At 60.9% G+C, this 12,397-nt stretch carries 6 protein-coding genes; 5 read left to right on the forward strand and 1 reads right to left on the reverse strand.

Going from position 1 to position 12,397, the window contains the following annotated elements; genetic code table 11:
• From IE126_RS20130 to IE126_RS20145, 4 genes are read left to right on the forward strand one after another with little or no spacing between them, the layout of a single operon-like run.
• Positions 1 to 3,198 (forward strand): UvrD-helicase domain-containing protein, encoded by a 3,198-nt coding sequence (locus IE126_RS20130; RefSeq protein ID WP_229825718.1) that lies wholly within the window; start codon positions 1 to 3, stop codon positions 3,196 to 3,198.
• Positions 3,198 to 4,412, forward strand: a complete 1,215-nt coding sequence (locus IE126_RS20135; RefSeq protein ID WP_066700604.1) for a hypothetical protein — start codon at positions 3,198 to 3,200, stop codon at positions 4,410 to 4,412. The genes IE126_RS20130 and IE126_RS20135 overlap by 1 nt, the downstream gene beginning before the upstream one ends.
• Entirely contained in the window at positions 4,412 to 6,214 is a 1,803-nt protein-coding gene (locus tag IE126_RS20140) for a phospholipase D-like domain-containing protein (protein ID WP_066700603.1), read from the forward strand. Before IE126_RS20135 ends, IE126_RS20140 begins: the two co-directional genes overlap by 1 nt.
• A complete protein-coding gene (locus tag IE126_RS20145; RefSeq protein ID WP_066700602.1) occupies positions 6,214 to 8,754 on the forward strand; it encodes a DEAD/DEAH box helicase family protein in 2,541 nt (846 codons plus the stop codon). Before IE126_RS20140 ends, IE126_RS20145 begins: the two co-directional genes overlap by 1 nt.
• A gap of 436 nt (positions 8,755 to 9,190) precedes the next feature.
• On the opposite strand, the gene IE126_RS20150 is transcribed toward IE126_RS20145, so the two are convergent.
• The gene (locus IE126_RS20150) at positions 9,191 to 10,804 is read right to left on the reverse strand and encodes a hypothetical protein (RefSeq protein ID WP_189381962.1); all 1,614 of its coding nucleotides are present in this window, start codon (positions 10,802 to 10,804) and stop codon (positions 9,191 to 9,193) included.
• Between the two features lie 308 nt (positions 10,805 to 11,112).
• Between IE126_RS20150 and IE126_RS20155 the strand changes: the two genes are divergently transcribed.
• On the forward strand, positions 11,113 to 12,219 hold the full coding sequence (locus IE126_RS20155) for a helicase-related protein (protein WP_229825719.1): 1,107 nt from the start codon (positions 11,113 to 11,115) through the stop codon (positions 12,217 to 12,219).
• Positions 12,220 to 12,397 lie beyond the last annotated feature (178 nt).

Genomic DNA, 12,397 nt, shown 5'->3' on the forward strand with positions numbered 1-12,397 from the left:
ATGGCCCCCAACGCAGATCATGGTCTGGTCATCGTCCCTGCAGGCGCCGGCGCCGGCAAGACCCACCGCATCAAGACCCAGCTCTCGGACTGGGTGAAACGTGGCATCGTCCGGCCCGAGCGCATTTTTGCCGTGACCTTCACCGAGGCTGCGGCGGGCGAGCTTCGCGAGAGGATCCGCGCCGGCCTTTTGGCCGATGGGCTGGTGGCCGAGGCGATGGCGGTGGAACGCGCCTATGTCTCGACCATCCACGGCTTGGGCCTGCGCCTTCTGACCGAACATGCACTGGCGGCGGGCGCCTCGCCGCAGCCGCGTCATTTGGGCGATGCCGAGCGTGATCTCTTGATCCGGCAGGCGCTGGCCCATGCCAAGGCGCTGGACCCGATCAAGGCCGAACCCGAGCGGTTTGGCTATGCCCCGAACTTCGTGAAGGGCGAGACGGTCGAAGATTCGTTGCGCGGCCGGGTGCTGTCGATAATCGACCTTCTGCGCAGCCTTGGCGACAAGGGGCGTGACCCCGGCCTGATCGCCCCGGCGCTGGCGCGGCTGGATGCGGTTTATGGCCCGGTGCTGGAGGACCCTGCGGCGGCTGGCGCCTCACTCGAGACCGCCGTTCAAGCCATGATCACTGCCTTCCCCGAGGGCGGCATGGCTACCGTTGCGGCCAAAGGTCCGAAGGAAACGCTGGAAAAGAACCTCGCGCTTTTCCGGCGGGTGGCGCGTGATCCGGGGCTTTTGGCCCTTGACTGGGGTATCTGGCAGAACTTGCGCGGGCTTTTCACCTCAAACAGCCGCACGAAAACGCCCGACGGGTATGACGACCTCGCCACGGCCATCATGGCGGCGGCGGATGTCCTGCCCTCGCATCCCGGCCCGCTTGAGGATGCCAAGCTGCACCTGTCCTGCCTGATCGCCTGCGCGCAAGAGGTGATGGCGGCCTATGAGGCCCGCAAAAAGGCGCTCGGCCTGATCGACTTCGCCGATATGATCACGGGGGCCGAGCGGCTCTTGCGCACCGACCCCGCCGTGCGTCAGGCGGTGCTGGACGAGATCGACTGCGTCATCATTGACGAATTCCAGGACACCAACCCGGTGCAATTCGCGCTGCTGTGGCAGCTTGGCCAGCACGCACCGCGCACCCTGCTTGTGGGCGATGTGAAACAGTCGATCATGGGCTTTCAGGGGGCCGATCCGCGCCTGTCGCAGGCGCTTGCGGCGGCTAACCCCGATGCGACCCAGCCACTCGACCGCAACTGGCGCTCGACGCCGGCCGTCATGCAATTCGTCAATGCGATGGGGGCGGGCCTCTTTGGCGCGGGCTATAACCCACTGGCACCGACCCGTGATCCGGTCGCAGGTCCCGCGATCGAGGTGCTGAACGCTACGCAGGGACGGCGCTCACAAAAGTATTCGCAGCCCCCAGAACACATCGCCGAGCGCATCGCCCGTATCCTGACTGATACTGAGACTATCACCGACCGCCACACGAAGGCCGCCCGACCGGCTCGGCCCTCGGATATCGCGCTGTTGGTCTGTCGCCACACCACCGCCGCCCGCTATGCCGAGGAACTGCGCGCGCGCGGCGTTCCGGTGCGGATCGCCGAGGATGGCTGGGCGAAAAGTCCGGTGATTGTTGCCGCCCGCGCCGCGCTGGCCTTTGCCGCCAATCCGGCGGATATCCATGCCGGGCTGCTCTTGCGCACGCTTGGCCCGGACCCGCTGTCCTTGCAGGAGACGCTATCCGCCCAAATGGAAGGGCGGCTGGTGGATGACCCGGTGCTGATGCGGCTCGCCGCTCTGTCGAACCTTTTGGCCCGCCTGCCGGTGGGTGCGGCCCTTGATCTGGTGTTGGATGCCGCCGGCCTGCGCCTCTGGGCCGAACGTCAGCCTGACGCCGCCCAATCCCGCGCCGATCTTATGCGGCTAGAGGCTGAGGCGGGTGAGTTCGAAGCCGCGCATCGCGATCTCAAATCCGCCTCGGGGTTCCACGGCGAGACTGCCAAGGTCTTTCTCGGCTGGCTCGACGCCCGTGGAGGCGAGCGCGATTTCGACCGTCATCCCGATCCTTCCGCCAACAGCGCCGAGGCCGTGGAGATCGTCACTTGGCATGCCTCCAAAGGGCGGGAATGGCCGATCACTGTCGTCGCAGAGTTCGACTATGGTATCGAGGAACGTGCGGGGGCCACTGCGACCCGTTTCGATGCCTTGGACCGCATCGACGATATGGCGGTGGTGCTGGGGTCCGCGAGCCTGATCCACACGCCCGGCTTTGCCGCGCCCGAGGCGACCCGCCGTTTCATCGAAGACCGTCGCGCCGATTTTGAAGCCAATGCGAAAAACCTTCTCTATGTCGCCCTGACCCGTGCCCGTGACCGGCTGGTGCTGGAATGGCCGGGTTTTCTGAAGGACCGCGAAGAAGACGCGCCCGAGGCTACGAACCTGTTTCATATCCTGTCCGATACTTGCGCGCCGCAGATCGGGGCGGGCAGCCTGCGCATCAATGGCGTGGTTTGCCCGGCGGTCATCACGCAGCTGCCTGAACAGGCGGGATTTACCGAATATGTTGGCGGTGGGGCGGCCCCGGCGCTGCGCCTTGGTGCCGCTGCGCCGTTGCCCGTGACACCGCTGACGCCCTGGCGGCTGCAGCCCTCGCAAACCCGTAGTGCGGGGGTGCCGCCCGTGTCCCGCCGTATCAACATCGGAGCACCCTGGCCAAAGGCACTGAACGATGCCTACCGCGGCACAGCACTGCATCTGGCGCTGCGCACATACCTGACCCGGCCCGATCTGGCCCCGGCTTTGGCTCTCGCGACCGGGCTTGACGACGCCACTCTTGCGCTAGTGGCCGAGCGCGCCACGGCGCTGAAAGCCTGGCTTGTCGATCAGGGCTATACGGATCTGCGCGCCGAGATTCCGGTGCTTGGCCACACGCCCGAGGGTGCAGAGATCCCCGGTGCCCTCGACCTTCTCGCCATCGGCCCGGCAGGCGCGATGCTGATCGACCATAAATCCGGCGGCGGCGGTGTCGGGTTCGGCCCCTATTGGCCACAGCTTTCCAGCTATGCCGGACTGTTGGCCGGACTATACCCGCAGCATCCGCTGCAGGGCGTGGCGGTGTTCTGGGTCGATCACGGTTGGCTGGAACTGGCAGATGAGGGCGCGTCAGCGGGAGCTTTCGCACAGGCCAGAGTTAACTGATGCCCTGGGGAATACTTGCGCCCGATACCGTGGTTTCGCAACGGCGCCAGCAGAACCTCGGGCTTGCGGCGGCGGTTCGTCATTTCAATGATCGGGCGGTCCCCGGAATCGGCGGCATGTGGTTTCCCATGCCCATCCTTTGGTCGGTTCTGGCGATCTCTATCGCCGAGGAACTTGGTGTGCCGGCACTACCTGTCGGCAACGCGGTCGAAGCGCGCGTCATGCTTGAAGTCATCGCGGGCCCGCAGGATCGCCGCGTGCGAGGGGCGAGGAAGATGCAGGGCTTGAAGGATAGCAGTTTCCACAATCTCAGGCGTCGCGGAACTTATGTGGTTCAGCCGATCCGCATGGCGATGGTGCAACCTCTGGTCGCACTGGGATTCGTGCAGGGCAGCCGCTACGGCGCGTTCCGCATACATAGCGCTGGCAGAGAGCTGTTGGAGCTAAATGCGATGAAAGAACCGCGCCGTTTGCTTGGTGCCTGGGCGCATGGCAGACAGCCACATGGCCTGAAGGAGGCCCTGGCAGTGCTTTCCCCTGTTGGGGCTGTCCCGGAAGCGGTGCGTAAACTGATCCTTGCCCGATTGCTCGACGGAAATGATCCCGGCTCGACCCGGCGCCGGGCCCTGGCGCGCCTCGGCACTGGCCCCAGCTCCGCGCATTTGGACCAGGAAACCGCATTGGCGGGGCTGGCGCCGGATCATTGGTCGGATTTGCGCGCAGGAGCGGCTTTTATGGATCTGCGCGATGCTGCGTTGTCGGTGTTGGACCAGTTGGAACAGCATCTGCTGAAGCTTCGCGACGATAATCAGCCTGTGCGCCTGTCAGAAGCGGACGCAGCCGAAGTCGCCACCGAGCCGCTGAAACAATTGCGAGATCTGGCCTCGGCAAAAGGCGCGCTTGTCAATCAGGGCAATGAGGAGACTAGCCGCAGATTTATCGCGGAAATCCGAAATCTGTCCGATCAGCAGCTGATTCAGAGGCTGGCCGAGCGCGATTCTACCGTGATTTGTCAGCGCGAAGGCCACATTGTTCTCGGGCCGGCTGCGGGCGAGTTGCGGGGCAGCTCGGAGACCCAGGACGAGAATCGGCCCCCTCAGGACGAGGCCTTCGCGCCGCAGCTTTTCCGGCTGCACAATCTTCATTGTCTGGTGACGGAGCTGTCCGGAAAGGTGAACCCGGGCAGCCGTGACGCGGGATCGGAGGCCGTCTGATGCAGAACACGACGCTCTACTCCCTCTTCATGCCGCCCGAAGATTGTTATGGCGACTTTGGCCTTATGTGCGGCTTCACCGCGACGCGGCAGGTCCTGGGGCAGATCCGCCGAACATTCACAGGCGAGATGGCGCGCCCGGTGCTGGCCGCCTTCATCCATCCAACAGTGAATGCGATCTCGGACGTTCCGGGACTTGCCTGGATGTGGATGCGCCTCGTGGGACGCGGCTACAACCTTCTCCATGCCAAGGTGGCGCTTCTGGGTTTTCGCAAGCGCGGCGGAGATGGCTATGTCATTCGTCTCGCTGTCAGCACGGGGAACTGGACACAGGATCCGCTTACTCGCAGCATCGACCTGTTCTGGTTGATCGATCTGGACTCTGCTGTGCCTGACGCACAGGACATTGCCGATATCCGCGCTGCGCATGAGATGTTTGGATGGCTGCGCGAGCGGGCAGATTGCGCCCTGATCGAACGCAGTTTTGACGGGCACCGGCCAGACGCCCTGCTGGAGGCCGCGATCACAGCCTTGCCTAGGTCATCCGCGCGTCCCCGCTTCATCGACAGCCGCAATCAGGCGCTGTTTCCTCAGGTGATCGAGCGCCTGGGTACCAAAAAGAAGGCCGACCGTCTCATCCTCGGGTCTGGCTATTTCGAGAGCGACGGCGATGGTGCTGCTGGCCTGCCAGAGCGACTGCGCCGCGCATTGGTGCAGGAGAAATCCCTGACGAAAACAGCGGCTCTCGACCTGTTTCTTAACCCGTCCTCCTGTCAGGGGCTTGCTGCCCGGGCCGGTGCCTTGATTGACGCAGGCTGGAACTTGCGCCCTCCGCGCTCTGTCTTGCATGGAACTGATGGGTGCCTGCATGCAAAATTTGTGGTGCTGGCGTCGGGCGAGGCCGAGGCCTCGGGACGGGCTTATCTTGGATCCGGCAATCTGAGCATGAACGGGTTTGAGCGTGCCGCAAGCGCCGGGGGAAACCTTGAGGCAGGTGTGATCGTCGATCTGCCGGAAGGACTGAAATGGCCGCGACGCAGAGACACGCGGAACGGTATCGCCGCTGTTTTGCCGATCCAGTTCACTGATGTGGTGACGCCCGAGGCCCTGCAGCAAGGGGAAGGCTTTGTGCGCCCCGATGAGCCAGAAACCCAGCCGCCAGTTGCGTGGCTTATATGGCAAGACGGGGTGCTCTCGGCCCCCGAAGACAAATCGGTGATGGTGATTGGTGTCGATGCGGCTCAGGCCCAGACACCTTGTCCATGGCCTGCACCGGCTCCAGCGATTGTGACACTCGCGGAGGGCGGCTGGCGGCTGCCTGTCATTTCTTCCGAAGCACTTGTTGTCGCTCGCCCCTCCGATATGTCGGTCGAAGATATCCTTGCCAGCCTTGGCTCATTTCCCGAGCCAGGTGATGCTGACAGCGAAGATGAGGGTGAGGAAGGCGAAGAGCCGCTCACCGACGCCTCAGATACCACCGAAGCTCCGCCAGCTGCCTATCCCATTCGCAGGATGATGGAACTTCTGGTGCGTCTTTGTGAGACACAGGCAAGGTTGGACCCGCGGGATTGGCAAAGGTGGTGTCGGGAGTTGCAACAGAACCTTTGCGCTATCGCGTCTCGCGAAAGAACGATGCTCGAGTTCTTCCGGAACGCCAGGGCAAATCCACTGCCTGCTCTGGGAGATCCGCGTATGCGCCCGGAAGGGGTTTCGCCAGACCTATTGAGAGATGCGCTTTTGGCGGTGTCCGTCGCGTGGGAGCTCAGCGCTTACCCATCGCTCTGGGAACGGGAGGCCGCGTGATGGTGGACTGGAACGAGGCCGCGAGCATTCTGGATCGTATCGCAGGGACGTCTGATGATACCCTGCTAGATCATGGCCAGAAGGCGAGTGTCACAGAACTAGCGTGCCGTATCCGGGCGGGCCAACGCTCGGCCCTGCTGGCTGATGAGGTGGGTATGGGCAAGACCCGCATTGCGGCGGCGCTGATCGCAGCGGTGCGGGAGGCGGGCGGACGCAGCGCCATTGTTCTGCCTGCGGGCCTTGGGGCACAATGGCAACAGGAACTGAAACGGTTCAACGCCGACGACAAGACATTGCTGCCGCTGCGCAGCTATGATGGTTTCATCTCCGGTTTCTTGCACGATACCGATGCGGAGGGGAGCGCAAGACGGTTACACAGCCATAAGGAGTGGCTTTCGGATCGCCGCAAGCAGCGTGAGTTGCCGGAGAACGGCTGGGCCGCCGAAGAGATCATAATGATCTCTCATTCCTTCGCGAACATGCAGTTTCCCAATCGTGGAGAAGGCCCCGCTGGAGGCTGGCGCCGGGAACTCTTACCCAACGTCGCCCGCCTGATTGACGGCCGACGGCGCAACTTCATGCGCGAAAATTTCCATTCGGGTGAGGTGGGCTATGTATATGCCAGTCGCCGTGCGGCGCGGCACATTGCCCAAACGATTCTGGACCACGAACTGCCGCGCGATGCCATTAACGGCGATCAGAAATGGCTTTCGGCGGACGATTACAAGAACAGGATCCTGCCGCTGATCGGCTATGGCCTGGGTCAGTTTGATCTCATAGTCGTTGACGAAGCCCACAAGGCGCGCGGCGCAGATTCAAGCCTTTCGCGCATTCTCGGCCCGGTAAGCTGGGAAGCGGATGATCCTTTTCGTCTGGGCATGACCGCAACCCCGGTCGAGCTGGACTCCAGCCAGTGGATCGACACGCTGGAGCGGCTCAATGGTCGCGATGACGATCAGGATATTACTGCGCTCGCAGAGCTGACGGAATGGATCACCGGCTATGTGGATGTTGTTCGTCGGATTCAAACCGAAGAACTGGACGAGACGCTGACCGGGGAATTCGAGACCTCCGCCCGGCAGTTCTATGCAGCATTGCGACCATATGTCCTGCGCCGGGACAAACGCAGTGACCCCGAATTCTGCGTCTTCAAAGACAGTCATGGTGATTATCGTGAGGTCATCGATATCCCGGTTTCACCGGAGGCAGAGGGTTTTACCCGTGACTGGTTGCGCCGCTTTTGTGCGGCTGAGGCGCTGTCGTTACTCCCTCAGGATGATCCGCGTGTGAAACGGGTCAGGCTCGCCGTTGCCCAGGGGTATGGGTTCGGCTTTGGAGAGGATGAGGAAGACAGCCCTTCAGGCATGACAGATGCAAACCTCGTTGGTCCGGCGGGGTTTTGGACGGAAGCTTTCACCGCTGAGAGCAACGACATCTATAGCCACCCCGCGATCCTGGCGGCTGTGAGACAAATCGAGGCCTATACACGGGCCGGCGAGAAAGTGCTCGTCTTCGGCAGGTTCCTGATGCCGATGAATGTGCTGACCAGACTGCTGGACGCGCGTGAGATGCTGCGTCGTTTGCGAGACGGACAGCACTGGCCTGCCAGCGGGATCGGGGAAAGCAATATAGCAGCTGTCATTGCGGCGATGAGGGATCCTGATCTTGCGGTGGCGGGTGGGGTCGACGAAATCGATGTGATGTTGAAAACCCGCTATCAGGAGTGGGCGAGCGAGCGCCGGGCTGAACTCGCACGGCTTCATCGGGAGTTGGAAGACCTTGCGCTGGAGGGAGGAACTGCTGCATTTCTGTCAGAGATTCTGCGCCATGAGGACGGCAAACAAGACCTTCAATTAGGGGCTTTGCTCGAGGCACTTGGTGGCAGGCGGGAAGTTGCGGGCGCTTCCTGGACGGGGCGGGAAATGCTCGGGCTGTTCGAAAAACTGCTCCTGGAGCTTGCCGGGGATGATGAAGCAGAGAACAACGATACGCAGAAAGCCCGGCTGGATGCCTGGCTGAACGACTATTCCGGGCGCGAGGGCAACTTCGCCAGGATGATGTCAGGCGCAACCGCACCGCAAACGCGGCGTATGCTGCAATCTGCATTCAACCGGTCGTCCAGTTGGCCGATGGTGCTCCTCGCGCAATCCCGCGTCGGGCGTGAGGGCCTGAATCTGCATGAGGCCTGTCGCACAGTGATTCTACTGCACGCGGAGTGGAATCCCGGCATTGTCGAGCAGCAGATTGGGCGTGTGGATCGCAAGAACAGTCTTTGGCTTCGCGAATGGCGGAAATGGAGGGATCATGGTGATGGTCTCCCGCCCCGCATTCGGGTTCACCCTGTTGTCGTCAGTGGCACATACGACGATCACAACTGGCAGGTTCTCAAGGCGCGTTGGCTGGAACTGAGGGCGCAGTTGCATGGCGATGTCCTGCGTCCCGTTCCAGGTCGGTCAGAGGTGATAGATGACAAACGAACCTACGCTGACCGCGTTCGGCGCGCAGTGCCGGATTTTTCGCCGGGAGAACGTGGCGGTTGAGTTGTAGTGTAACCGATACTCACGCTGCTGTTCGGAATAGGACGGAATGAAAGCTGCTATTTTTAGCAACCATTCTCCTAGCGTTGGATTTGGCGTTGATAGGAAAATGGCTATTAGTAGGTCGCAAGTAATGGTGGTTGCAGCCTCCCGCAACCATCTTTACCGGCGTCGATTGCAAGTTGTGATCGATGCCGGTCCCCGCAACCATCTTTACTTGCTCGGGCAACAAGTGAAGATTAGATCCAGCCCCCGCAACCAGAATATATGAATGTTATCAATAACATGCGCCCCGCCAACCAGCGGGGCTTCCTGCGTTCCAAAAACCCGTGGAAGCAATGTGGAAGCACTCGAACGCGCTTTGCACCTGTGACCCGGCCGCAACGCACAAGAAATCTGCGCGAAGTCGAAAACCTCGCGCAGTCTTGCCGTCCGGCACTCAGCCAATCGTCGCGTCTATTACAGAGAAGTTCCGCGCGGTCGGCATGCAGAACAGACACCGGCCTTCACTGGCAGCCTGCCAGACCTCGCCTATCCGGCGCTTGTCGCCTTCGCTGTCGTAAAGATGCGCGCCCTTGTATTCGACGGCGAGTATCCGGCCATCTGTCAGCAGGGCCACGAAGTCAGGATAAAACTTCTGGTGCGGCAGTTGCAGCCAGAATGAACCCGCCTTCCGTTCCAAGTTCCTGATCCAGTAACGCACCTTCGGGTGCTGATCGAGATAGACAGCACAGTCAAATTCTTCCCCGTTCGGTTCAAGATCGCCTACAAGTGGCGTGTAGTGTTTGCTGAACTTTGTTGCCCCGGCGTAGGGTTTGTTCGGCGCATAGCTTTGTTCGTCAAACAGGATCGCCAGATCGGCATTCATGGCGAACTGCTCTGCATTCACTGAGAACAGGGCGTTGTATTGCCCGGTTTCCCGTTCGCCGCGCAGGTCGTCTATCAAGGCCCCAATCGCCTTGCGCAGATCGTATTTGTTGCGCGCCAGCACGGCCAGGTCGAAGCCTGCCGCCATCAGGGCTTCGATGGCCTTGACGATGAACAGGACGGCACTTGGCTTCGTTATGTCACGATGGACAAGGCCAAGGTCAATCCAGTTGGACAGCCGGGCCACCGTGTCGAATGCAGGCTCTTGGATGACGGCGGAAAGTTCGCCCTGCAAGCGTTTGGCAAAGTCGATGACCACCTTGCCGTCGGTCGTCACGTCAATCTGCCCGGTCTTGGCGGAATCCGGCAGCTTGAACCGTCCGACAATCGCCGCAGGGTCGCACTGATCCAGCCGCCAAGGCAGGTCCAGAAAGTGCTCTTCGCTGAAAAGCTGCAACTCGCCCTGCTTACGGAAGCCAAGCATGGGCACCATGAAGGCAGGCTTGTCGTCCTCGTCTGCCGCAGAAGTCTGGAAATGGTTGCTCTTCGCGTAAAGCCGGTTGATGACCCGTTCCACCTTGGGCACCGACGCCAAGGCCAAATGCATCAGGTTCCGCGTTTCCTTGTTCATCGCACCCTTGAAGGTCAGCGTCCGCGCAGCCGGATCGAAGCTGACTTTTGCCTGCACCGAGGGCGGCAGCTTTTGAAGCGCCGCGCTCACCACGGCGACCGGGGCGGCATCAAGGGGGATAGGGTCCGATACAAATGGGGCGGCCATATCCGCAAAACCCATGCTGCCCTGTGCCGCGACCAGTTGCGCAACTTCCATGCGATTGAAGCCCGCGCCCTCTACCAGCCCGTCCTTCAACTGAGTAGCTGTCGCGTTGAAGTCTTTGGACAGGATAAAGGCGTAAGACTGATTCAGCGCATCCCGTTGTTTGCGCTTCGCGCGGGGCATGCGCAGAACACGGCCAAGGATTTGTTCAACCGCTGTAGCCGAAACCTGTTCGGCAACCGAGCAAAGGACATAGGCAAAGGGGCAGTCCCAACCTTCCTTGAGCTTTGAGACGGTGATGATGTAGCGCACAGGGCAGGATGGGCTGCGAATATCGCTGATCTTGTCCAGATCCTTCTCAGGCCCGGTATGCACCGCAATCTGTTCGGCTGGAATGTTCCTGCCGGTCAAATGCGCTTTGATCTTGTCCCATGTCAGCCGCGTGGGATCATCCTTTGACGCGCTTTGCGCCTGAAACAGAATGATGGGCCGGATATATTCGCCGGTCTCTGCCTGTTCGGCCTTTGCGGCTTCTTCCAGCGCCGCCCGGCAATCCAGTGCCGCCCCGATGGTCTTTTCCCAATCCGCTTCTGTCGTCAGGCGGATCGGCATCTTGATCATCTCTTCCGCCTTCAGCTCCGCCGCTGAAACCGCGTATCCTCGTGAACGAGCTGCGGGTCGCATTCCGTTCAGCATTTGGAGCGCTGCCTGATGCAACCGTGCAGAAGATCACAGGGAAGGTAGACAAGGTCGGAAAGTTGATCCGCTCGTTCCGCAACGATCCGCTGCCCAAGGTGGCGGTGACCGTAGACCTCCTGACGACTGGTATCGACGTCCCTCGCATCAGCAATCTCGTGTTCATGCGACGCGTCAACAGCCGTATCCTTTACGAACAGATGCTTGGCCGCGCTACCCGGCTATGTCCTGAGATCGACAAGGAGAGCTTTCGCATCTTCGACGCGGTGGACCTTTACGCTCATTTACAAAACCTCACCGACATGCGGCCGGTGGCTGCGGACCCAAGCTTCACCCTTACAAAGCTGTTCGAAGAACTCAGCCAACGCGGTGATGCGGTCCATAAAGAGCGGGTGCGTGAGCAAATCGTCGTTCGCCTCCGTCGCAGGCTGCGGCGCTTGTCGCCAGAGGCGCGGGCCCGATTTGAGAAGGCTGCAGGTGAAACTCCAGAAGAAAGCCTGCAGCGTTTCATCTCCGGCGATGCCAGCGCCCTTGCGGAATGGGCGGCTGAGCGACCGTCACTAGGCCCGATTCTTGATTGGACATCGGAGGATGGCACGCCGAACTTTATCCCGATCTCTGAACATCCCGATCGGGTGACGACCGTTTCGCGCGGCTATGGCACAGCAGATCGGCCTGAGGACTTTCTGGACGCTTTCGCCACCTTTGTCCGTTCCAATGTTAACACCATCGCTGCCCTGAAGGTCATGGCAGTACGTGATTATTCCGCTGTGACCCTTGCCGAACCGATCATCGATCCTCGAGGCCTCGGATTTAGTGGGGTCCTCACCGACATCTTTGGGCTACCCTCGACGCTCGATAAGCCAACACAGATCAAGATCGATCGTCGAAATACTCTGGCTGCGCAGGAAGAGCTTTCGCCCGCGCTTGCGAAAGAGTTCGAGAAGATCAATGCAGAGCTTCGCCATCTTGGGTTCCTCTACGAGGAGCGCGACAAACTCTACAGTCGCTTCTTGAGGCAACTGGGGAACGTGGAGCTTGCCGACGTTGAACCATTGACGCCGGAAGAGCTGCGCGCACGTGAAGAAGAAACGCGCATGATAGTTGAAACACTAATTGGTAAGAAATGATTTACGTCCATCGAGACTGGAGCAAGGTTCCAAAAGAGAAACTGGATGCACTGAAGGCACTTTCAGACGCCTTGGTGTTGATTTCCACTGAGAAGTGACCCGTGTAGGCGCATAATTTCCACTGAGATTTGACCCATGTGACCCTCCCCCAAGCGAAGAGCGAGGGGGTCAAAGGAGT

This window comes from Gemmobacter nanjingensis (assembly GCF_014652195.1).
Classification (GTDB): domain Bacteria; phylum Pseudomonadota; class Alphaproteobacteria; order Rhodobacterales; family Rhodobacteraceae; genus Gemmobacter; species Gemmobacter caeni.

Excerpts from the sequence above, each read along its gene's own strand:
- IE126_RS20135 (WP_066700604.1), top strand. The coding sequence starts at position 3,198 with ATGCCCTGGGGAATACTTGCGCCCGATACCGTGGTTTCGCAACGGCGC.
- IE126_RS20130 (WP_229825718.1), top strand. The coding sequence starts at position 1 with ATGGCCCCCAACGCAGATCATGGTCTGGTCATCGTCCCTGCAGGCGCC.
- IE126_RS20140 (WP_066700603.1), top strand. The coding sequence starts at position 4,412 with ATGCAGAACACGACGCTCTACTCCCTCTTCATGCCGCCCGAAGATTGT.
- IE126_RS20145 (WP_066700602.1), top strand. The coding sequence starts at position 6,214 with ATGGTGGACTGGAACGAGGCCGCGAGCATTCTGGATCGTATCGCAGGG.